The 21,819-nt window shown below is 59.9% G+C and carries 24 protein-coding genes and 3 pseudogenes; 14 read left to right on the forward strand and 13 right to left on the reverse strand.

Annotation, left to right across the window (positions count from 1 at the left end; all coding sequences use genetic code 11):
• Window positions 1-62 precede the first annotated feature (62 nt).
• The gene (locus BST95_RS02730; protein ID WP_084198066.1) at window positions 63-695 is read left to right on the forward strand and encodes a hypothetical protein; all 633 of its coding nucleotides are present in this window, start codon (window positions 63-65) and stop codon (window positions 693-695) included.
• On the opposite strand, the gene BST95_RS02735 is transcribed toward BST95_RS02730, so the two are convergent.
• On the reverse strand, window positions 692-946 hold the full coding sequence (locus BST95_RS02735) for a YheV family putative zinc ribbon protein (protein ID WP_082849995.1): 255 nt from the start codon (window positions 944-946) through the stop codon (window positions 692-694). The genes BST95_RS02730 and BST95_RS02735 overlap by 4 nt on opposite strands.
• A 77-nt stretch (window positions 947-1,023) precedes the next feature.
• On the opposite strand from BST95_RS02735, the gene BST95_RS02740 reads away from it, so the two are divergent.
• Window positions 1,024-1,584, forward strand: a complete 561-nt coding sequence (locus BST95_RS02740) for a gamma carbonic anhydrase family protein (RefSeq protein WP_146004212.1) — start codon at window positions 1,024-1,026, stop codon at window positions 1,582-1,584.
• Here BST95_RS02740 and aroE (BST95_RS02745) read toward each other — a convergent pair.
• The 6 genes and pseudogenes from aroE (BST95_RS02745) to BST95_RS02765 form a co-directional block, all read right to left on the reverse strand.
• Window positions 1,581-2,225: a shikimate dehydrogenase gene (gene aroE / locus BST95_RS02745; protein WP_338073399.1), complete on the reverse strand. Its 645-nt coding sequence runs from the start codon at window positions 2,223-2,225 to the stop codon at window positions 1,581-1,583. The genes BST95_RS02740 and aroE (BST95_RS02745) overlap by 4 nt on opposite strands.
• A pseudogene (gene aroE, locus BST95_RS21090) lies at window positions 2,205-2,425 on the reverse strand (shikimate dehydrogenase); the annotation flags it as partial. The pseudogene aroE (BST95_RS21090) and the gene aroE (BST95_RS02745), both read right to left, overlap by 21 nt.
• A complete protein-coding gene (gene hemF, locus BST95_RS02750) occupies window positions 2,409-3,326 on the reverse strand; it encodes an oxygen-dependent coproporphyrinogen oxidase (protein WP_084198068.1) in 918 nt (305 codons plus the stop codon). The gene hemF and the pseudogene aroE (BST95_RS21090), both read right to left, overlap by 17 nt.
• Window positions 3,327-3,394: 68 nt before the next feature.
• Window positions 3,395-3,957 (reverse strand): annotated as a pseudogene (gene tsaC, locus BST95_RS02755) (L-threonylcarbamoyladenylate synthase type 1 TsaC).
• A 66-nt stretch (window positions 3,958-4,023) separates the two neighbouring features.
• Window positions 4,024-4,929 carry a DNA-processing protein DprA gene (gene dprA / locus BST95_RS02760; RefSeq protein ID WP_084198069.1) on the reverse strand — a complete coding sequence of 302 codons (906 nt, stop codon included), beginning with the start codon at window positions 4,927-4,929 and terminating at the stop codon, window positions 4,024-4,026.
• Window positions 4,930-5,016: 87 nt separating this feature from the next.
• The gene (locus tag BST95_RS02765) at window positions 5,017-6,048 is read right to left on the reverse strand and encodes a LysM peptidoglycan-binding domain-containing protein (RefSeq protein ID WP_084198070.1); all 1,032 of its coding nucleotides are present in this window, start codon (window positions 6,046-6,048) and stop codon (window positions 5,017-5,019) included.
• 188 nt (window positions 6,049-6,236) lie between these two features.
• Between BST95_RS02765 and def the strand changes: the two genes are divergently transcribed.
• The 6 genes from def to BST95_RS02790 all read left to right on the forward strand — a co-directional run bounded on the left by def (window position 6,237) and on the right by BST95_RS02790 (window position 11,924).
• Window positions 6,237-6,743: a peptide deformylase gene (gene def / locus BST95_RS02770; protein ID WP_084198071.1), complete on the forward strand. Its 507-nt coding sequence runs from the start codon at window positions 6,237-6,239 to the stop codon at window positions 6,741-6,743.
• Window positions 6,744-6,753: 10 nt separating this feature from the next.
• A complete protein-coding gene (gene fmt / locus BST95_RS02775; protein WP_084198072.1) occupies window positions 6,754-7,710 on the forward strand; it encodes a methionyl-tRNA formyltransferase in 957 nt (318 codons plus the stop codon).
• Window positions 7,711-7,840: 130 nt separating this feature from the next.
• The gene (locus BST95_RS20275) at window positions 7,841-8,575 is read left to right on the forward strand and encodes a transcription antitermination factor NusB (RefSeq protein WP_240500251.1); all 735 of its coding nucleotides are present in this window, start codon (window positions 7,841-7,843) and stop codon (window positions 8,573-8,575) included.
• The gene (locus BST95_RS20280; protein WP_240500252.1) at window positions 8,485-8,997 is read left to right on the forward strand and encodes a 16S rRNA (cytosine(967)-C(5))-methyltransferase; all 513 of its coding nucleotides are present in this window, start codon (window positions 8,485-8,487) and stop codon (window positions 8,995-8,997) included. The genes BST95_RS20275 and BST95_RS20280 overlap by 91 nt, the downstream gene beginning before the upstream one ends.
• 104 nt (window positions 8,998-9,101) lie before the next feature.
• Entirely contained in the window at window positions 9,102-10,475 is a 1,374-nt protein-coding gene (gene trkA, locus BST95_RS02785) for a Trk system potassium transporter TrkA (protein ID WP_084198073.1), read from the forward strand.
• The gene (locus BST95_RS02790; RefSeq protein WP_066052978.1) at window positions 10,476-11,924 is read left to right on the forward strand and encodes a TrkH family potassium uptake protein; all 1,449 of its coding nucleotides are present in this window, start codon (window positions 10,476-10,478) and stop codon (window positions 11,922-11,924) included.
• A 16-nt stretch (window positions 11,925-11,940) separates the two neighbouring features.
• Here the strand turns inward: BST95_RS02790 and djlA are convergent, their stop codons facing one another.
• Together djlA and BST95_RS02800 are read right to left on the reverse strand one after the other, a co-directional pair.
• Entirely contained in the window at window positions 11,941-12,735 is a 795-nt protein-coding gene (gene djlA, locus BST95_RS02795) for a co-chaperone DjlA (protein ID WP_084198074.1), read from the reverse strand.
• A gap of 30 nt (window positions 12,736-12,765) precedes the next feature.
• Window positions 12,766-13,659, reverse strand: a complete 894-nt coding sequence (locus BST95_RS02800) for a lysophospholipid acyltransferase family protein (RefSeq protein WP_084198075.1) — start codon at window positions 13,657-13,659, stop codon at window positions 12,766-12,768.
• A 93-nt stretch (window positions 13,660-13,752) separates the two neighbouring features.
• Here BST95_RS02800 and glyQ point away from each other — a divergent pair, with 93 nt between their 5' ends.
• The 4 genes from glyQ (at window position 13,753) to BST95_RS02820 (ending at window position 18,921) form a co-directional block, all read left to right on the forward strand.
• Window positions 13,753-14,706: a glycine--tRNA ligase subunit alpha gene (gene glyQ, locus BST95_RS02805; protein WP_084198076.1), complete on the forward strand. Its 954-nt coding sequence runs from the start codon at window positions 13,753-13,755 to the stop codon at window positions 14,704-14,706.
• Complete coding sequence (glyS, locus tag BST95_RS02810) at window positions 14,703-16,781, forward strand: glycine--tRNA ligase subunit beta (RefSeq protein WP_084198077.1); 2,079 nt, start codon at window positions 14,703-14,705, stop codon at window positions 16,779-16,781. Before glyQ ends, glyS begins: the two co-directional genes overlap by 4 nt.
• A gap of 5 nt (window positions 16,782-16,786) precedes the next feature.
• Entirely contained in the window at window positions 16,787-17,344 is a 558-nt protein-coding gene (gene gmhB, locus BST95_RS02815) for a D-glycero-beta-D-manno-heptose 1,7-bisphosphate 7-phosphatase (RefSeq protein WP_084198078.1), read from the forward strand.
• 80 nt (window positions 17,345-17,424) lie between these two features.
• On the forward strand, window positions 17,425-18,921 hold the full coding sequence (locus BST95_RS02820; RefSeq protein WP_084198079.1) for a DNA recombination protein RmuC: 1,497 nt from the start codon (window positions 17,425-17,427) through the stop codon (window positions 18,919-18,921).
• 390 nt (window positions 18,922-19,311) lie between these two features.
• On the opposite strand, the pseudogene BST95_RS19565 reads toward BST95_RS02820, so the two are convergent.
• Window positions 19,312-19,470: pseudogene (locus tag BST95_RS19565) on the reverse strand (IS91 family transposase); the annotation flags it as partial.
• A gap of 178 nt (window positions 19,471-19,648) precedes the next feature.
• Here BST95_RS19565 and BST95_RS19570 point away from each other — a divergent pair.
• Entirely contained in the window at window positions 19,649-19,786 is a 138-nt protein-coding gene (locus BST95_RS19570) for a hypothetical protein (RefSeq protein ID WP_157114444.1), read from the forward strand.
• A 3-nt stretch (window positions 19,787-19,789) separates the two neighbouring features.
• On the forward strand, window positions 19,790-20,122 hold the full coding sequence (locus BST95_RS19575; protein WP_146004213.1) for a hypothetical protein: 333 nt from the start codon (window positions 19,790-19,792) through the stop codon (window positions 20,120-20,122).
• Here BST95_RS19575 and BST95_RS02840 read toward each other — a convergent pair.
• Genes BST95_RS02840 through BST95_RS02845 form a run of 3 tightly spaced genes read right to left on the reverse strand, consistent with a single transcriptional unit; the run spans window position 20,099 to window position 21,787 of the window.
• Window positions 20,099-20,644, reverse strand: coding sequence for an NUDIX hydrolase (locus tag BST95_RS02840; protein WP_084198083.1), 546 nt, complete (start codon window positions 20,642-20,644; stop codon window positions 20,099-20,101). The genes BST95_RS19575 and BST95_RS02840 overlap by 24 nt on opposite strands.
• Window positions 20,645-20,678: 34 nt before the next feature.
• A complete protein-coding gene (locus tag BST95_RS19580; RefSeq protein ID WP_146004214.1) occupies window positions 20,679-20,891 on the reverse strand; it encodes a hypothetical protein in 213 nt (70 codons plus the stop codon).
• The gene (locus BST95_RS02845) at window positions 20,888-21,787 is read right to left on the reverse strand and encodes a VOC family protein (protein ID WP_229801932.1); all 900 of its coding nucleotides are present in this window, start codon (window positions 21,785-21,787) and stop codon (window positions 20,888-20,890) included. The genes BST95_RS19580 and BST95_RS02845 overlap by 4 nt, the downstream gene beginning before the upstream one ends.
• Between the last annotated feature and the right edge of the window lie 32 nt (window positions 21,788-21,819).

Consider the following 21,819-nt stretch of genomic DNA (forward strand, 5'->3'; position numbering starts at 1 on the left):
TCCCCCAGCTTGTACTAGCCTTTGCTGTTACCGCAGGCAGATGATCCTTATCGGACGGCGACATGAGCACAACCGATATCCGGGAGAGCATCAACCGTGCGCTGGACCATGAATCGCGCACTCATGACTTGCGCCACACACTGGAACGGCGCCTTCCGGACTTGCACGCCAAACTAGAGCTCCCGACCGAAGAACCGGCCGAGGCGTTGCTCGCCTTTGTTATCGATTACGTGGAGAGTGTGCCAGGCTGCCTGAGCCTGGTGACCGCGGTGAGTAAGCAATTTGGCTTTTTCGATTACGCGGCGCCCTTTCTGCACATTGCCGAGGACTACTTCCTGAGCCCGCCAGAGGAACTACCGCAGGCTGGCGGGCTGGAGGCGCTGCTCGACGAAGCCTTCCTGGCGCACCGACTGCTGGAAGAGGTGAATGATCACCATTTCCGCCACGTACAGCGGCCGCTGCTGCCCCTGGACATGACCGAAGCCAACCTCATCGTCCACCACCTGCTCGGAGACGAGTTCGCCACGCGCCTGGAGCAGCTGGTGCAATACGCCGCCGCGCAACTGCTGGAGCGGGAGCATGTCTGGGAAAAGGTCAAGGCGCTACCCGGCACGGACGCACCAACACCGCCGATAGCCAGCAGCGAGACGCTGACCGGTTCACCCCAGCAAATACGCCTGCGCCTGGCCGGTTAATCGTCTGTTTTGGCGGGATCTACCAGGGTTACCACCTGCGCGGGAGTCTCCACGCGTCGCGCCGCAGCCCGGCTGACGCGCGTGGGCAGTTCCGACGGGGAGGGCGGTGCCTCGGGGCGGGCCTCGCTGAAATCGCAGGCCACACATTCACGCTGGTTACTGTCCATGTCGACCACGATTTTGTCCATCGCTCCACAGCGGGGGCAGACCGCTCCGGCAATAAAACGTCGACGGGTATGATCGGATGACATAATGCGTGCTCTCTGATGCTGGCCAATGAGGCCGGGGCTGGCTATTGTAGCAGCCCACCGACCCAGCGAGACCCTCCATGCAACATTACACCGCGACAAGCCTGCGTACTTTCAAGGACATGACACCTACGGTGGGCGAGCGCGTACTGATCGACCCATCGGCGGTCGTCCTCGGCGACGTGGTACTGGGCGACGATGTATCAGTCTGGCCCCAGGTGGCGATACGCGGCGACATGCATCGCATTCGCATTGGTGCCCGCACAAGTGTTCAGGATGGCTGCGTGCTACACATTACCCACGCCGGCCCCTATAACCCGGACGGCTGGCCGCTATTAATCGGTGAAGAAGTCACCATTGGGCACAATGCAACACTGCACGGCTGCACAATTGGCAACCGGGTGCTGGTCGGCATGGGTGCCACCGTCATGGATGGTGCAATCGTTGAGGACGACGTAGTGATCGCCGCTGGCGCGCTGGTGACTCCCGGCAAGACCCTCAGGTCAGGCTATCTGTATGCAGGCAGCCCGGCCCGGGAAATGCGCGCCCTGAGCGAGAAAGAAATGACCTATTTCAGTTACAGCGCCAATAACTACGTCAAGCTTAAAGACGAGCACATTGACGAGTTGGAGCGAGGCTAGGCAGCCTCCATCGCCAGACGCAATTCGGAAATCACCGACTGGGTCTCAGGCCGCACGCGGCGCCAGATGTAAAACGACTCAGCCGCCTGCTCAACCAACATTCCCAAACCATCCGCCACTGCCCAGGCCGCGTGGTGCGCCGCCCAGCGCATAAACGGGGTAGGTTCATTGCCGTACACCATGTCGTAACAGCAGCTGTGTTCTGTGAGCAGGCCAGCGGGGAGATCGGGCGCCTCGCCGGACAGGCCGGCACTGCTGGCGTTAATGACCAGATCAAACTGACGCTCATCAATCAGATCGTATCCACCCCCTTCAATCGCGCCCAGATCACTGAATTCCTCTGCAAGCTGGGTCGCCCTGGCAGCCGTTCGATTGACCACCAGCAATGACTTGGGGCGCTCTCGCATCAGCGGCGCCAACACACCACGCACCGCACCGCCGGCACCGATAATGAGGACACGCATGCCCTGAACCATCCACCCGAGATTGGCGACCATGTCGCGCACAATACCGACACCATCGGTATTGTCGCCCTCGATCGCGCCATCCTCAGCGACCGACAGGGTGTTGACGGCACCGGCACGGCGCGCACGGTCGCTGAGCCGGTCAGCGAGCGCAAAGGCTTCCTGCTTGAAGGGCACGGTGACGTTCAGGCCCGGCCACCTTCGCTGAAGAAGGCCCGGGTTGCGCGCTCGAAATCGTCCTCTTCTACTCGCACGGCGCGGTACTGAAGGCGGTGATCACACTGGCCAGCAAAGGCCGTATGGATCGCCGGTGACTTACTCTGTTTGATGGGGTTGCCGAATACGGCGTATTTATCCATATCAGCCATGGGCAACATCCCCCAACCAGTCGCGATCCTGCAGATAAAACTCCGTGAGCTCTGCTTCAGGGCTACCCGGTTCGGGCCGGTAATCGTACTCCCAGCGAACCAGCGGTGGCAGTGACATCAGGATAGCTTCCGTACGCCCGTCTGACTGCAGGCCGAATAAGGTCCCGCGATCAAAGACCAGATTAAACTCGACATAGCGGCCGCGGCGGTACAGCTGGAACTCGCGCTCGCGCTCACCATAAGGGGTATCTTTGCGTCGGCCTACGATAGGCCGGTAGGCTGGCACAAAGGAATCGCCGATGGCGCGCATAAACGCAAAGCTGGTGTCGAAGTCCCACTCGTTGAGGTCGTCGTAAAACAGCCCGCCAACGCCCCGCGGTTCGCGCCGGTGCTTGAGGTAAAAATACTCGTCACACCATTTTTTAAAGCGTGGATACACATCCTCACCAAAGGGTGCGCAGGCATCGGCGGCCACCTGGTGCCAGGCTATGCAGTCGTCGACATTGCCGTAGTAAGGTGTGAGATCATAGCCGCCGCCAAACCACCATACGGGCTCCTCGCCATCCTTCTCGGCCACAAACATGCGCACATTGGCATGGGATGTGGGTACGTAGGGATTGCGCGGATGTATGACCAGCGACACGCCCATCGCCTGGTAACTGCGACCAGCCAGCTCAGGCCTGGAGGCACTGGCAGACGCCGGTAGCTCGGCTCCCATAACATGCGAAAAGTTCACCCCCGCTTTTTCAAACACGGCCCCATCGCTGAGGACCCTGCTGCGACCACCGCCGCCTTCGGGCCGCTCCCATTCATCGACAATGAAGTCCGCAGCGCCGTCTTCCTCAGCGAGCGCGGAGCAAATGGATGCCTGAAGGGAGAGAAGGTAGGCCTTGACCTGTTCTACTTGCATGGGGTGCTTTCCTTGCCCGGTGTTGCGGTGCTGCATTATACGCAGGGCGACCGGCGAACAATAGGCAATCAGGCGCGGATAATATTGCCCGCCAGGTCGCGGATCTGGCTGGGCCGGCCGCTGCCGCCCAGCTCACCCGGCACAATGTGCACTGCGCTGTCGCCAAAGTAGGCGCGGACCTGTCCAGCGTTCATGGCTGGATCAGCCCCCGCGGGATTGGCAGATGTGGACACCAGCGGCCCGCTAAAGGCATCGCAGAGCTGGGCTACGCCCGGGTGATCACTCACCCGGACTGCCACGGTTGCGTGGCTACCGCAGACCCAGCTCGGCACCCGGCCCCATGGGGCACCAGCCAGGTATTGGGCCCCGGCCATGAAGCGTGTAGCAGAGCGCGCTGCTCGGGGGCCAGATCACTCAGCAGGAACTCCAGCTGAGCCTCCGCGGCGGCCACCAGTATCAGGCCCTTTTCCACGGGACGTTGCTTGAGGTCGAGAATCTGCTGCACCGCAGGCTCTGATCCAGGGTCCGCTGAAAGCCCCCAGACCGCTTCGGTCGGACAGGCAATGACGGCCCCGGACTGCAGCGCATTCAGGGCAGATGCCAGCTCAGGCTTGGATAGGGGCTTGCTCACGGGTGGGCCTTTGCATCTGGTGGGAACCCCGCGAAACTAACCAACACGCCGTCGCTTGGCAAGGGGTCAGTCGGGCGCTCCGCGGACAAATCCGCCACCAGCACGGCTAATGGCGCCGCAAAGCTCCAGCCGGGACAGTTCTGCCACCACCTCCGCCACCGGATAGCCGCTGGCCGTCACCAGGTCATCCAGATTCACCGACTCACAGCCAAGGTAGCGCAACAACCAGGACTGAGCAGCGGCGGGTGGAGCCCGGTCTGCGAGCAAATCCAGCTGCAGCCCATGCATGGCGCCCAACTCCTCCAGTATGTCGTCTACCCGGGTGACCATTTTGGCCCCGTCACGCAATAGCTTCAGGCAGCCAGCGCCACCACTATGGGCGGGCGACCAGGGCAGTGCAAAAACCTCGCGCCCCTGTTCAACCGCCGTTTGGGCGGTAATCAGCGAGCCGCTGGGCAGGGCGGCTTCCACCACCAGTGTCCCCAGGCTCATGCCACTAATGATGCGATTGCGGCGCGGAAAGTTCTCCCGTCGTGGGGCGACCCCGGGCGGATATTCGCTGACCAGACAGCCCGCTGCGAGGATCTCATCGGCCAGGGCGCGATGCCGGGCAGGGTAGATTCGGTCAATGCCCGACCCCATTACCGCCACGGTTTTTCCCCCGCCATCCAGCGCGCCCTGATGGGCAGCCCCGTCGATGCCGCAGGCCAGGCCACTGCAAATATGCATGCCTGCGCCCACCGCAGCGCTGGCAATGCTCGCCGCCAGCTTGAGGCCGGTGACCGTGGCATTGCGGGCACCCACTACCGCCAGGAACGGCACCCGCAGCACGGCCGGATCACCGCGCACATAGAGGAGCGGCGGCGGGTCAGGAATTTCGCGCAACAGGGGCGGATAGTTGTCGTCGGCAATGGACAACACGTGAGCGTGAACCGCATGAAGTGCGGCACGCAGAGGATCTTCAACGTTCACAACATCGTCCTTGACGTAATGTCGGTTGGTTTATGGCGGGGGAGGGCTGCTCCCCGGGAGCGGCCTCCTGCCGCCCGAATCATTGCCTCAGGGGTTCTTGACCTTGTCCAGAACCTTCAGCACGCGATTGGATTTGAGGACAATGGCATAGCTGGCCTTGTCAAATACCTCAAACACCATCGCCAATCCCGCCCGGGAATCGGGCAGACGGACATTTTCCTGGGCGACTTTATCGAATACCAGTTCGCCGGTCTGGTAAATCGCCAGTACGTGGCCGACTTCAAGGCCGTCGCGCTCACCCTTGTTCAACACCACGATGTCGGTAGTGCCAATCTGGGTGACGCCACCGTCCACAGCGACCATGTAACCATCTTTGATCTCGACTTCCGGTGCGCGCGGCTGGAACGTAGCGTCCAGCACCTTTTCTTCCAGCGGCAGCAGCCGGTCGCCATTGCGCACTTCTTCGGTCACGCGATTGATGCGCAACTCGGTGACCCGCACGTCGTTGCTGGACAGCAGCTTGGCGCCGCCAATATCCATGGCCTGATAGCCGAGCAATTCTTCGGTAAAGGGGTCGCGATAGGTGTCACCGGCACGATAAATTCCGTAGGCGCGTTCGCCTTCAGGGAAGTAGCCGCGGCCATAAATGATGTCGCCGGGCGTGCTCAGCAAATGCCCCTGGTCACCGGAGACGACATAGGCAGATTGATTCAGCTCATCAGCACTGACAACCCGATGGCGGGCGAGGAAAGCGCCAATTTCATCCAGCGGAATCACGGGAATTGCCAGGTCCAGTGGCGAAACCCGCATGGTGGGATCCAGTTTGACGTCACGGCCCCGGCGCATGCGCAGGCGTGGGTTGCCGTCTACCCAGACCAGGTACAGTTCATCGCCGGGATAAATCAGGTGGGGATTATCGATCTGCGGGTTAACGTCCCACAGCTCTGGCCACAGCCAGGGTTCGCGCAGATACATGCCGGAAATACCCCAGAGTGTGTCGCCCTTCTTGACGATGTAAACCTCGGGCACATCTTCATTGAGCTCTACCGCTGCGTTCGCCCAGGCACCGAATAACAGTGTCCCCAGCAGTACCAATATCGAGAATGACCTTGTTTTCATTTTTTCATCCCTGCAGAGCCTCAGTCACCCAATATTGGCAATTTTCCAGCCGACATTAGGCTCCCCATATCCCGAGGCAGTATAATCACTACATCAAGTGTGCTGCCGCTATGTGTTGGTGGCAAGTGTAAATGTTATTATTCCCGCAGCCCGCCTGCATCCGAAAATTCCCGAAAAGAGCAGATTTGATGGCAGTACTCGACATACTGGAATTTCCCGACCCCCGCCTGCGCACTGTCGCTGAACCGGTGGCCGAGGTAACCGATACCCACCGGCAGCTGATCGACAACATGTTGGACACCATGTACGACGCGCCCGGCATCGGCCTGGCCGCGACCCAGGTGAACGTGCACGAGCGCATTCTGGTCATGGACTTGTCCGAGGACCAGAGCGAGCCGCTGGTGTTCATCAACCCAGAAGTAGAAGTCCTCGACCCCGAGCTAGGCCAGTACGACGAGGGCTGCCTCTCCGTGCCCGGCTTTTACGAGACCGTCAATCGACCACAGCGAATCCGCGTGAGCGCCCTGGACCGCGACGGCAACAGCTTTGAAGAAAAGCTCGACGGCCTGCTGGCCATCTGCCTGCAGCATGAAATTGATCATCTCGACGGCAAGCTGTTCGTCGACTACCTGTCTCCCCTGAAGCGCAAGCGTATTCGCAGCAAACTGGAGAAAAGCCAGCGCCGCCGGGCTTGAGCACACCACCATGAAACTGATTTTCGCCGGCACGCCGGACTTCTCTGCCGCTCATTTAAGGGCACTTATTGACAGTGAGCACCAACTTATTGCGGTGTATACCCAACCTGACCGACCGGCAGGGCGGGGCAAGAAGCTACAGCCCAGCCCGGTCAAGAAGCTGGCGCTAGAAGCGGGTATTCCCGTCTACCAGCCAGCCAGTTTGAGAGACGCCGACGCGCAGCAACAATTGGCCGACCTTGGCGCCGATGCAATGGTTGTGGTGGCCTATGGGCTGATCCTGCCCGAGGCGGTATTGCAGGCGCCGCGGCTCGGCTGCATTAACGTCCACGCCTCACTGCTGCCGCGCTGGCGCGGTGCCGCACCGATTCAGCGGGCGATCGAGGCGGGCGACACAAAAACGGGCACCACCATTATGCAAATGGATGCCGGCCTCGACACAGGGGCCATGCTGGCTACCGCCAGCGTCGACATCGGCCCGCAGACTACCGCTGCCAGTCTGCACGATGCCCTGGCCGAGTGCGGCGCACCCCTGCTGATTGATGTACTGGCCGACCTGGCCGGCCACCAGGCGCGCGCCCAGCGACAGGACGACGCCCTGGCCAATTATGCGCACAAGATTCTCAAACTCGAGGCCGAAATCGATTGGACCCGCAGTGCCGCGGAGCTCGACCTCGCCATTCGCGCCTTCAACCCCTTCCCGGTGTGCTTCAGTATGCTCGAGGGACAGCGGATAAAGATCTGGTCCGCCACGCCCGCCGGCAATGCACCGCTGTCTGAGCCTCCAGGTACTATTCTACGCACCGGCCGCGACGGCATACTGGTGAACTGCGGGGCCGGGCAACTGGCCATCCAACGCCTGCAACTGCCCGGCGGCAAACCGCTTGATGCAGAGCAGGCTCTGAACGGCAGCGCCGACATACTCAGTGTGGGTAAGCAGTTCCAGCTGCCCAAGGCAGACGACTAATGGCTATGGATACCCGGGTTGGAGCAGCACGCGTGCTCGCCGACGTACTGGAAGGGCGCTCTCTGAACCAGGCGCTCCCCGCCATGCTCGACAAAATCAGCGCCCGCGATCGCGGCCTGTTACAGCAGCTTTGCTACGGCACCCTGCGCAGTGCCCCCGCCTCGAAGCCCTGCTGGCGCAGATGCTGGACAAGCCGCTGCGCGACAAAGATCGCGACGTGCACGCACTGCTGATGTGCGGACTTTACCAGCTCGAGGAAACCCGTATCCCCGACCACGCGGCAGTATCCGCAACGGTCGCCGCCACACGGGGCCTGAAGAAAAACTGGGCCAAGGGTATGACCAACGCTATTTTGCGCCGCTTTCAACGCGAGCGGGAAACCCTGGTAGCAGCCCTGCCTGCCGCGGCCGCCAACGCACACCCCGAGTGGCTTTACGACGCGCTCATGCAGGAGTGGCCCGAACAGGCTGGTGACATCATCGCAGCCAACAACGAACAACCGCCCATGACCCTGCGCATCAACCTCAGCCGGGGCAGCCGTGAGGACTATCTCGCCTTGCTGGTTAAAGCCGGCATCGCAGCCCGAGCGGGCGCACACAGCCCTGCCGCTGTCTACCTCGACAAGCCCATGGACGTGGCCGAACTGCCGGGCTTCGGACTCGGGGATGTCAGTGTCCAGGACGAGGCAGCGCAAATGGCCGCAGTGCTGGTGGCGCCGCGCGCCGGCGAGCGCATCCTCGATGCCTGTGCCGCCCGGGCGGTAAAACCGGGCACTTGCTGGAGCTCGAGCCCGCCGCTGACGTCACCGCCATGGACGTTGACCCGTTGCGCCTGCAGCGTATTCAGGAAAACCTCGAACGATTAGAGCTGGGCGCCGAACTGCTGGAGGGCGACGGCCGCCAGCCACCGTCCAACCTGGGCGAGCAGGCCTTTGACCGCATTCTGGTTGACGCGCCCTGTTCCGCCACCGGTGTTATCCGCCGCCACCCAGACGTGAAGTCGCTGCGCCGCACCACGGACATCGACGGCTTCAGCGAACAGCAATCAGACATTCTGGACGGGCTGTGGCCACTGCTGCGTCAGGGGGGCACGCTGGTATACGCCACCTGTTCCATTATGAGTGGCGAAAACGATGCCACAGTGTCGCGGTTTCTCGCGAGACACAGCGACGCCAGCGCCGCAGCGCCTGCGGTTGACTGGGGGCAACCCACCCAGCACGGTCGCCAGTTGCTACCCAGCCCCGGCGGCCCCGACGGGCTTTACTACACGCTGCTGCAAAAAAGCTGACCAGGCGCGCACTGCCCTGATGTGCAAATTGCCATTTGCGGCTCTTACATTGTGCGACCCTTTTCTTTATTGTTCCCCGTATTCAGGGGGGCCCCGTCCGCGACATGAAAATTATTATTCTCGGTGCAGGCCAGGTTGGCGGTACGCTTGCCGAGCACCTCGCCAACGAACAGAACGACATTACTGTCGTCGACACTGACAGCGGAAAACTGCGCGCGCTGCAGGACCGGCTTGACATCGGCACCGTCACCGGCGGCGCATCACACCCCAACACCCTGTATAAAGCCGGCGCCGAAGATGCCGACATGCTGATTGCCGTCACCAACTCCGACGAAATCAATATGATGGCCTGCCAGGTCGCCCACTCCCTGTTCAACACGCCCACCAAGATTTCCCGGGTACGCTCTCCCAATTACCTCGCGCACCAGGACCAGTTGTTCAACCGCGATCACGTCCCTGTAGATGTCATCATCGGCCCCGAACAGCTGGTCACCAAGAATATTCGCCAGCTTATCGCCAACCCCGGCGCGCTGCAGGTGCTGGATTTTGCCGAGGGCAAAGTGCAGTTGGTCGCGGTGCGCGCTTACCACGGTGGCCCAATCGTCGGTCAGGAGTTGCAGGAAATTCGCAACCACATGCCCAAGGTGGACACCCGGGTGGCGGCGATCTTCCGCCAGGACCGCGCCATCATGCCCGAGGGGACGACGGTCGTAGAGGCGGACGACGAAGTCTTCTTCATTGCCGCCCGGGAAAATATTCGGGCAGTCATGGCCGAGATGCGCAAAGTCGACAAACCCTACAAACGGGTGATGATTGCTGGCGGCGGCAACATCGGTGCCACCCTGGCCCTGTCCATCGAGGACCAGTATCAGGTCAAGGTCATCGAGCAATCCTACGACCGCTGTAAGGTGTTATCGGAACGACTCAAGCACACCATTGTGCTCAACGGCAGCGCATCCGAGCCACAGCTGTTGTACCAGGAAAATATCGAAGCCACCGACGTGTTCTGCGCACTCACCAACAACGACGAATCCAATATCATGATGTCAATGCTGGCCAAGCGTATGGGCGCCAAAAAAGTCATCACCCTGATTACCAATGCCGCCTATGCCGAACTGGTGGGCGATGAAATCGACATCGCGATTTCACCCCAGCAGATCACCATTGGCAGCCTGCTGACACATGTGCGGCGCGGCGACATCAGCAACGTGCATTCGCTGCGCCGCGGCGCCGCAGAAGCGATCGAAGTCACCGCCCACGGCGACGCCTACTCGAGCAAAGTGGTAGGTCGACGCCTCGACGAGATCCCGCTCCCGGAAGGCGTAACCATTGGCGCCATTGTTCGTGGCGAAGAAGTGCTCATCGCCCATGGCCACATGGTAGTCGAGACGGACGACCACGTGATTCTATTCCTCGTAGACCGGCGCAAAATCAGTGCGATAGAGAAATTGTTTGCCGTGGGTTTCGGGTTCTTCTGAATGCACCTCTCGGTCTCAATGCGCATTCTCGGCATTTTGCTCATGCTGTTTTCGAGCACCATGCTGGTGCCATTGCTACTGGCACTACTGAGCGACGACAACACTGCCACCGGGTTCCTGATGGCACTGTCGATCACCTTTTTTGCCGGGCTCGCCATCTGGGTCCCGGTAATGAACGCCCGACACGAGCTGCGTATTCGCGATGGCTTTCTCATCACCTCCCTGTTCTGGAGCGTACTGGGCCTGTTCGGTGCGCTGCCCTTTGCACTGACCGACAGCCTGCATCTGAGTACCACCGAAGCGATTTTCGAATCTATTTCCGGCCTGACCACCACCGGTGCAACGGTTATCGTCGGCCTGGATACACTGCCGCAGTCAATTCTGATTTATCGTCAGCTCCTGCAGTGGATGGGCGGCATCGGGATTATCGTGGTGGCGGTGGCAGTACTGCCGATGCTCGGCATTGGTGGCATGCAGCTTTACAAGGCTGAGACACCCGGGCCTTCCAAAGACAGCAAGCTGACGCCGCGCATTACCGAAACCGCCAAAGCGCTGGCCATTGTTTACGTGTCGCTGACCATTGTTTGCGCGGTGTGTTACTGGGCTGCCGGTATGACCGCGTTCGACGCCATCGCGCACGCCCTGTCCACCGTGGCCATTGGTGGCTTTTCGACCCACGACGCCAGCATGGGCTACTTCGAGAGTAATACCATTCTGATGATATGCAGCCTGTTTATGTATATCTCAGCGATTAATTTCGGACTGCACTTTATCTTCTGGCGGCGCCGCAATATCGCCCCCTACCGCAAGGACTCCGAGACCCGGTTTTTCTCCGCCGTACTGTTGATCTGTGTCGCAATCACCTGCGCCTATCTGATTATCAGTGAAGTCCTGGTTGCATCGGATGCCGTTGTCCACGGCATTTTCCAGGCGATCTCCATTACCACCACCACCGGCTTCGCCACCCAGGACTTCGCCCACTGGCCTTCCTTCTTGCCGGTCATGCTGCTGATGTTCTCGTTTATGGGGGGCTGTGTAGGCTCAACCGGCGGTGGCATGAAGGCCATGCGCATCATGCTGATCTACAAGCAGGGCGTGCGCGAGATGAAACAGCTGATTCACCCCAATGCGATTATTCCGCTCAAGGTCGGCAGGCGTCGGGTAGAAGCGTCTGTGGTCAGTGCGGTATGGAGCTTCTTCGCGGTATACACAACGAGCTTTATTATCATCATGCTGCTGTTAATGGCGACCGGGCTGGACTTTACCACCGCGTTTTCAGCGGTGGCAGCGGCCATAAACAATCTGGGGCCGGGCCTGGGTGAGGTGGCGGCCAACTACTCGTCGATTTCCGATACCGCCAAAGCCATTCTGTGTTTTACCATGCTGCTGGGCCGCCTTGAGGTCTTTACCCTGCTGGTGTTATTCACCCCGATGTTCTGGCGGGTCTAAGTCTGCGCTGGCGCGCTTATTTCATGCCGCGCGATTTCTTGATCATTTCGTAGGCCGCCTGAATATCCTGCGACTTTTCGGTGGCCATTTTCACCATGTCTTCCGGCACGCCCTGGGCGATCAGTTTGTCAGGGTGGTTTTCGCTCATCAGTTTGCGATAGGCACGCTTGAGGCTCTTGTCGTCCACGTCCTTGCTAACACCCAGCGCCTCGTAGGCGTCTTCCAGGGTAGTACCGGGCTCGGGGCCCGCAGCACCGCCGTGCCCATGGAAGTGACCCTGCGCCTGGGCCATGCGCAACATCTGCTCCAACTGGGCGCGGGTGAACCCCAGCAGCGTGGCAATGCGGTTGAGTGCATCGCGCTCGGCATCGTCCAGTGCCTGGTCTGCCATGGCCAGTGAAATCTGGAAGAAAAGCAGCGTCTGCTTGAGCTGCTGCTGACCACCGGTGGCTTCAAGAAAGCGTGATATCACGGGCTCGGGCTGAAAGTTGGCAGCCGATCCCTCGCGAAACAGTTCAATCGCCCGCTTGCGCTGCTCCGCAGACAGGCCCATTTGCGAGATCACCATTTCCGTGTGATCGATTTCCTGCTGGGAGATATGGCCGTCCGCTTTGGCCATGTATCCGGACAACAGGAAAGTGGACTCGAAAAAGCTCTGCTTGATGCGGGCAATATTTTCAGGCGATGCAAAGCGCAGGGTTTGCCACAGGCCCTTGTCGAACAAGTGGCCCACGAACAGGCCGATCAACAGCCCTAGCGGTCCCAGCACCAGAAGGCCGAGTACACCGCCAATCAGTTTTCCGTAAAACATGGTTGTTCCTGTCAGCTGCCTGGAAGGCTGCTATAAATCGTCGTATACCCCGGGGCCGTTCTTCGGCCGCACCCGGAATCGTTTGTATTCCCACTGGTACTGCGTGTCGCAGTGGCGCAGGCATTTCTCGACACCCCGATTAAGCGCGGCCAGAGAAATGGCATTGTCCTCATCGTAGATGGCGTCTTCTGCGGCGAAGTAGCGCAGCGCAAATCCGCCTGGCACTCGCTCGGCAAATCCAAATACCGCCAGCGCCCCCGTGCGCCGAATCATGTTGTTGGCGAGCGTCGGCGTGAAGCACTCAATTCCCATAAAAGAAATATTCTCCCCGGAGGCCAGATCTCGCGGGGCCTGATCGGGAAGAATGCCGGAGATTTTGCCGCCCTTTACGCTGCGCAACAGTTTCACGAGGCCGCGACTGTCGGTGGGCACCAGCGTGGCGCCGGCCCGCTGGCGGGCGTTCTCAATCATCGGCCCAATCGCTTCCAATTTGGGCGGTTCATACAGCGACACCATGCTACCCAGGGTCCCCGCATGCAGGCCTATCATCTCCCAGTTGCCCAGGTGCGGGGCCAGTACAATTACCCCGCGGCCCTGTGCCTGGGCATCGGTTATCAACGCATCGCCCTCCACACTGACCATCAAGCCCTGCACATAGTTCCAGGGGCGCAACCAGACATGGCCCATTTCCGCTGCCAGGGCACCGGTTTCGCGCAGGCTGGCCAGCGCCATCGCCTGCTGTTCAGATGCGGTGAGATCGGGGAAGGCGAGTTCGATATTGCGCTCGGTCACTTTGCGGCTGCGGCCGCCAAAGGGCCAGTACAGCGATACTGCCAACCGGCCAAGAGCTCGCGCCCAGGCAAGGGGCAACAGCGCACAGAAGTGCAGCAGCAGTTTCACCAGGGCCACTTTAATGCCATTCATGGGAGAATTTCACTTTCGGGCAAAGCGCGTATTATGCCGACAAAAGAGGCTGTATAATAGCCGGCTTTTTGACACCCGCTCACAGGTATTCCCGTGGCAAATCAGCCTGAAAAAATCCCTACATTTCAAGAGATTATCTTGAACCTGCAGCAGTTCTGGGCCGACCAGGGCTGCGTCGTCCTGCAGCCGCTGGACATGGAAGTTGGCGCAGGTACATTCCACCCCGCAACCTTCCTGCGCGCCGTGGGCCCCGAAAGCTGGAACGCCGCCTATGTGCAGCCCAGCCGCCGCCCCACCGACGGCCGCTACGGTGAAAACCCCAACCGCCTGCAGCACTACTACCAGTTTCAGGTCGTCATGAAGCCATCGCCCGCCGAATTCCAGCAACTGTATCTGGAATCGCTGGCGGCCCTGGGCGTCGACACCGCGATCCACGACATCCGCTTTGTGGAAGACAACTGGGAATCGCCCACCCTCGGCGCCTGGGGGCTTGGCTGGGAAGTCTGGCTCAACGGCATGGAAGTGACCCAGTTCACCTATTTCCAGCAGGCCGGCGGTATTGAGTGCTACCCGGTCACCGGCGAAATTACCTACGGTATTGAGCGCATCGCCATGTACCTGCAGGGCGTTAACAGCATTTACGATCTGGTGTGGGCCGACGGGCCTGCGGGCAAAGTCACTTACGGCGATGTGTTCCACCAGAACGAAGTGGAAATGTCGCGCTATAACTTCGAAGAAGCAGACGTCGAGCAACTGTTCGGCTTTTTCGACCACTGTGAGAAAGAAGCGCTGCGGCTGGTTGAGAAAAGCCTGCCGCTGCCTGCCTATGAAATGGTCATGAAAGCATCCCACACCTTCAACCTGCTGGATGCGCGCCACGCCATTTCGGTGACCGAGCGCCAGCGCTTCATTCTGCGGGTGCGGACCCTCGCCCGGGAAGTGGCCCAGGCCTATTTCGATGCCCGTGCAGCCCTGGGCTTTCCCATGGCGGAGGAGGGCATTCGCAAGGAAGTGCTCGATCGTATTGAAGCGGAGGCAAGCGCATGACTACCGAGACGCTGCTGATAGAGCTCGGCACCGAAGAGCTGCCGCCTAAAGCACTGAAATCCCTGGGGCTGGCATTTCGCGACGGCATCGTGATGGGGCTGGCCCAGCGCGAGTTGGAACACGGCGAAGTACAGTGGTTTGCATCACCCCGCCGCCTCGCGGTACTGATCGACAGGGTGCAGACAAAGGGTGCTGACAAAGACATCGAACTGCTGGGACCGCCAGCCGACCGCGCCAAAGACGCCGACGGCAACTGGACGCCAGCGGCCGCTGGCTTTGCGCGCAAGCAGGGCGTTGAACCCGAGGCACTGGCGGAAATCGACACGCCCAAAGGCGTGCGCCTGGGCCTGCGTAAAACCGAGCCCGGTATTGAGACCTCATCCTGTCTGAACGACATTATCAATGAGTCCATCGCCGCCCTGCCGATTCCCAAGCGCATGCGCTGGGGCGCCAGCCGGGTCGAATTCGTGCGCCCTGTGCACTGGATCGTCGCCATGCTGGGCGACAACGCCGATCACGGCGAGGTGCTGGGCTTGCCAACAGGCAATGTCACCCGCGGCCACCGCTTCCATTCCAGCGGCGACATCACCCTGGCGCGGCCGGAAGACTACGTGGACACACTGAAGGCTGCCTACGTGGTCGCCAACTTCGACGAGCGCCAGCAAATGATTCGCGATCAGGTAGAAGTTGAAGCCAGTGCGCTCAACGCCACTGCGGTGATCGACCCCGACCTGCTGGATGAAGTAACAGGACTGGTGGAATGGCCGGTGGCGCTCACCGGCTCCTTCGAAGAACGCTTCCTGGAAGTGCCCGCCGAAGCGCTCGTGTCCTCCATGAAAGAGCACCAGAAGTACTTCCATCTGGTCGACGCCGACGGGGCGCTCAAACCCAACTTCATTACCCTGTCCAATATCGAGAGCAACGACCCGGTACAGGTGATCGCAGGCAACGAACGAGTCATTCGTCCGCGCCTGGCCGACGCTGCCTTCTTCTTCGAAACGGATAAGAAGAACACACTGGAAAGCCGCCTCGAGAAGCTCGAGAATATTGTCTTCCAGAACAAGCTGGGCACGGTGGCAGACAAATCGCGACGCGTGCAGGCCCTGGCCGGCGCCCTCGCCGAGCAGATTGGCGCTCCCCGCGATCAGGCCGAACGCGCGGCCCTGCTGAGCAAGACCGACCTGGTGACCGAAATGGTTCTGGAATTCTCGGACATGCAGGGCATCGCCGGTTCCTACTATGCGGCCCACGATGGCGAGGCCGCCGATGTAGCCTCGGCGCTGGCACAACAGTACTGGCCAAAGTTTGCCGGCGACCGCCTGCCCGAAACGGCCACGGCCTGCGCACTCGGACTGGCTGACCGCCTCGACACCCTGGTGGGTATCTTTGGTATCGGCCAGCCGCCCACAGGCTCGAAGGATCCCTTTGCACTACGCCGCGCGTCATTAGCTGTGCTGCGGATTATCGTCGAGAAGAATTTCGATCTGGACCTGCGCGAATGCCTGACCCTGGCAGCTGCCGGTTATCCCGACAGTGTGATTGCCGAAGGCACCACGGAACAGGTGCTGGATTACATGATTGAACGCTTCCGCGCCTGGTATGAGGAAGAGAGCATTCCGGTTGAAGTGTTCAAGGCCGTTAGCGCGCGCAACCTCAGCAAGCCACTGGATATTCAGCGCCGGGTACACGCCGTACACGCGTTCAGCCAGCTGCCCGAAGCTGCTGCCCTCGCGGCGGCGAACAAACGGGTGTCGAATATCCTGGGTAAGCTGGATGCCGACCACAGCTTCGGCGCAATCGACGAAGACCTGCTCACGGAGCCACCGGAACAGGCCCTGGCCGCCGAGCTTGGCAGGCTGGAAGGCACTGCGCGCGAGCTGATCAGCGATGACAAGTACAGTGAAGCACTGGCCAGCCTGGCCGTACTGCGTGAACCTGTAGACGCCTTCTTTGACGGTGTCATGGTGAACGCCGAGGATGAGGCCCTGCGCAATAACCGCCTCAACCTGCTCAAGTCGCTGCGCGACCTGTTCCTGGATGTAGCCGACATTTCGCAACTGGTTGTCGCAAAGTAAGCGCTATGTCTCTGCTTGTACTCGACCGCGATGGCGTTGTTAATCACGACAGTGATGACTACATCCGGTCGCTGCAGGACTGGCAGCCCATCCCCGGCAGCATCGAGGCCATTGCCAGGGCCTGCCAGGCGGGCCTGCAGGTGGCCATTGCCACCAACCAGTCCGGACTGAGCCGTGGCTACTTTACCCTCGACACCCTGGAAGAAATTCACCAGCACCTGTGCCAGCTTGTCGAAGAACAGGGCGGCTCCATCGCCGGTATCTTCTACTGCCCCCACCTGCCCAACGAAGGCTGTGATTGTCGCAAGCCGGGTACCGGGCTGCTCAAGGCCATGGAAGCAGAGCTTGGGCAGAGCGCCAGTGGCGCCTGGTTTATTGGCGACAGCCTCAAGGACCTGCAGGCAGGCCGCGCTCACGGTTGCCGCCCGGCACTGGTGACCACCGGCAAGGGCGAGAAGACCCGCCAACAGCTCGCCAGCCCCGACGTCGCTATTGACGCCCCGGCCGACATTCCGATTTACGACGACCTCGCCAGCGCTATCGACGCCATCCTGTCCGCCTGAATTGGCGACAGGACTGCCGCGCCCCGCTAACCCCCAACCCTTCTTTGCTTTACACTCTTCACTTATAAAGAAGGGGAACAATGGAACAGATTGATCAACAGCTGCTGATTATTGCCGCGGCTTCCGCGGTCGGTGGCATCGCCATCGGCCTTGTCATCGGACTATTGCGGGGCCAGAGCGCCGCGGAACGATTGCGCAACAGCCATCGCGAGCAACTGGATGAGCTGCAGGCAGAGCTGAGCCAAACTACCCAGCGCGCCACCGGCCAAAGTGTCGAGCTGGAGCAGGTACGCGGCCAATTGGCCGAGCGCGTCGCGCGCTGGGAGTCTGCTCAGGGCGAACTCGAAACGCTTAACCAGCGCTACCAATCCCTGCAACACGACTACACCCGAGTGAAAACCCAACAAGAAGAGCGCGACAGCCAACACGACGAGCAGATCAAATTGCTCAACGACGCCCGCGACAATCTGAAGCTGGAATTCCAAAGCCTTGCGCAGAAGATTTTCGAAGACAAAGGCAAGAACTTCACCGCCACCAATCGCGAATCCCTGGAGTCGTTGCTCAAACCGTTCCGCGATCAGATCAATAAGTTTGAAACCCGGGTAAACGAGGTGCATACCGAATCGGTAAAAGGGCAGACTGCTCTGGAAGCCGAGATCAAAAAGGTGCTGGAAATCGGTCTGGAGATGAATTCCCAGGCCACCAACCTGGCCACCGCCCTAAAAGGCGACAAGAAAACCGCCGGCAACTGGGGCGAGGCGCAGCTGCAACGCACTCTGGAACTGGCAGGCCTCATCCAGGGCGATCACTTCGAGACCCAGTCCAGCTTTACCGATGGCGAGGGCAAGCGGCGCCTGCCTGACTTTGTAATCAAACTGCCAGACAGTAAAAGCCTGGTCATCGACAGCAAGGTTTCGCTGGTAGATTACGACCGGGCCATCGCCGCCGAGAGTGAGGAGGAGCGGGCCCAGGCACTGGAAGCGCACGCACGGGCGGTACGCAACCACATCGATGATTTGTCTTCGAAGGATTACGCCAATCTTCCGGGGCTGGACAGCCCTGACTTTGTATTGATGTTCATGCCGGTGGAGCCAGCCTACATCGAGGCCATGAAACATAACCGCGATCTCTTCAACTACGGCTATCAACAGCAGGTCATCATGGTCTCCCACACCACGCTAATGCCGATTTTGCGCACCGTGGCCAACCTGTGGATGATCGACCAGAGCAACCGCGAAGCCCGAGAGATCAGTACCAAGGCAGGAGAAATCTATAACCAGGTCTGCCTGGTCGCCGAACGTATGCAAAAGCTGGGCAAAACGCTGCAGTCGGCCAACAACCACTACAACCAGACGATTAAGGGTCTGGCCGGCCAACAGGGTTTGCACGGTAAGATTGAACGGTTCCGGCAACTGTCCAGCAAAGCCAGCAAGCAGCTGGTGGACCTGGAGCCCATTCACGCCGATATTGAACTGGAAAAGCTGGAAGCGATTGAACTGCCTCCCGCGGAAGAAACCGGCGAGGAAAACTCGGAACAGCGTATGCCGCTAGAAGTTGTCCGCTCAGATAACGACTAGCTTCAGGTGCTAGTGCTCGCAAGGGCGTGGAGGTTCAAGTCCTCTCCTGGGCACCGCCCCAGGACCCGGGCGAAGTTCTTTCCGCGGCGCTCGCCTACAGGGAGCTCCGCCAACAAGCGTGCAAGGCCTAGCTCGGCGGCTGAACAAATCCTGCTGGTCTACGACGGTGAGTGACCGGCTTGTAGCGCCTATGGCTGGTTGCGATCCGTGAAAGTGTGGGTGACCTCGTGCTGGTGAACGCCCGGGAAGACAGCATGACGATGGATGAAATTACGGCAGTGGGAATCGATATTGATGCTGGAATCCTTCCCAGCGGAAATAGGCAGCGTCCCAGGTGGCGCTCTGGTCGATGGCACCAGCAATAGCCGAGTCGGTGTTTCCTGTTCTTTACTGGCGCAGGTGAGTCAGTATTCGACCGATGACATCCTGGTCCTCAATGCTGGCGATGACCCTGACAGAACCACCGCAGCGGCCACAGACCTCGATGTCGGTACTGAACACGCGTTTTAGGCGCTGGGCCCAGGTCATGGCGGCATGGCGCTCGGCGGGACGGCCAGAAACCTGCACCAGCACGATCGCCCAGATTGAAAGGACGTTCTTACGACTCACCTTCTGGCAGACGACCCTGTCGCTGGCCGGCTTCTTTACCGGTGCCGCCGCACTTCACGCCGCACTAAACGAATCACAGGCAGTTCGCCAGCAAACAGCCGCCTCCGTCTGGCCGTAAGTGCAGTACACGATTAATTACTCCAGCAATGAAGACGCGGCAGAATTCGCCCTGACCATGGATAACGTCGGTGTCGGCCCTGCGCGCATGCAGTCCATGCTCATCACGCTCGACGACAAAGCCATGACCGACTGGTAATCATTGACCGAAACAGTATTGGGCCGCGAGCCCCGGGTGGGAATTGAGTACGGCAAGTTCAACGTGAGCCGTCGGGTCCTGGCGCCGGGTGAATCGATAACGGTACTTCAGACAGACGAAAAGGAGCTTGCCCTGAAATTGCAGGAAGTTATCTACAGTCGCGCCGCTGCTTTTTACTATTGCTACTGCTCGATCTTTGATGAATGCTGGATGAGCGCGACCTCTGAGGACAAGCAACCCATACATCCCGTTGATCAATGCCCGGATCATGGGGCCAATGGGTCTCTTGATCGAATCACAGCGAGTGACTCGCTATTCCCCGCTCCCCTGGTCTAGAAACCGCCAGAGGGTGGCGCAGACCAGTGCGTGATCAATGGTTCCGTCCAACAGATATCTGCGCACGTCGGAGATGCGAACCAATTCCACTTCTGTTCTCTCGGTCTCACTGACATGGACTTTGTCGTCGACATCAGTGACATGACCATAAAACGTATGGAGCTTGTTGCCAAACAGCGCTGGGTTGGGATTGAGGACGCCAAGCGAGGTGACTTGATCGACAATGTGCCCGGTCTCCTCTCGACACTCGCGTATGGCAGCAGCGACAGGCTCTTCACCCACGTCAATCATCCCCCCGGGGATTTCAAGGGTGACTTGCTGGCTCCCATGCCGATATTGCCTGATCATCACGAGCTCTCCCTGATCTGTTATAGGAACCAGGTTGACCCAATCGGGACTGTCGATTACACAGAACGTGTGCTCTCTCGAGTTGTAGGGAGAACGCTCGAGCACCTCCATCAGCGTGAAGATGCGTGTTTCACTCAGTACTTTGTCCTGTATCCGCAACCAGTTCTTGATCATGGGGCTCCTACATGATTAACGGCACATGGAACGCCTATCGAATGCGCCCGCCCACGGAAATACTGGTGTGAATACCGCTTCCGTAGCCTCGGCCTCCCCAGGAGCTATAGCCACTGGAGATACCTACACTGCCATAAACCTGAGGATCTGAGCACCCACTCAACGACCCCATGGAGAGAAAGAGTGCGCTGGCGACCAGCGCTTTAGTCAGCGCCGCAGCACCGAACCTGTTTAGTACCTTTTTCATGCGTCGCCTCCCCCCGATGTATTCTTGTCATCCCAGGTCTGCAGTCCAATCCCCGCCCCCGACGGCCCGGCAATAATAGCCATATGTCCCTGTGAAGGGCGCTCGGTGACTGGCAACAGCACCTTGCCCCCCAGTGAATCCACTCTCGCGACTACCTCCTCTAGCTTCGCCTTGTCGGTAATTCGAAGATACTGCAGCCATAGCGAGGGCAGTTCAGCCACGGGGTTGGTACGGATGCCGAAACGGCGCTGGCCCTGGCTGGAAAGTACCTTATAGTCGACGCGGGCACCCTCGGGGTCCAGCTCGGTCGAGCTTACGCTCAGGGTAGCGAGCCGCTTGTAGAATGCTGCAGCCGCACTGGCATCTTCGGCCCATAGCTCATCCCACAGGAAATCACCGGGGCGTATATCTTCACCATCGGCCGGATCACCGGATTGCGTTTGCAATAACGCAAACAGCACACCCTGGTTGTCGGCGACAACTGCAATCTCACCGCGGTCGCCCAACGAAGTAGGTGGCGTGTAGACGGTGCCTCCGCCGCTGGTCACAGCGTCCGTGGCGGCTGCAATGTCATAGACGGAGAGCAGGGACACCCACTGGGAAATATCTGCCGAGGTGGGCAATTGTGTTTGATCGATAAGGCCGCCTACAGGCCGCCCTTCATTGTAAATCATGCGGTAGTTGAGGTTGGCGTGCGGCAATGAACGAAATTCCCACCCGAGTAGTTCCGCATAGAAGCGCTCGGTATCCACTGGCGTATCGGTTAACAACTCGTGCCAGATCACCTTCCCCGCAAGGCGTTCACTGCCGCTACTGATAGCGGGCACATTGATACTGCTCACACTGCAGGCCGCCACAGTCAGCAACATCGCCAGCCCGCATAATATTCGATTCATTCGATGCACCCCCGGATGACCCAGCATTAATA

The organism is Halioglobus japonicus (assembly GCF_001983995.1).
In the GTDB taxonomy this organism is placed as follows: Bacteria; Pseudomonadota; Gammaproteobacteria; order Pseudomonadales; family Halieaceae; genus Halioglobus; species Halioglobus japonicus.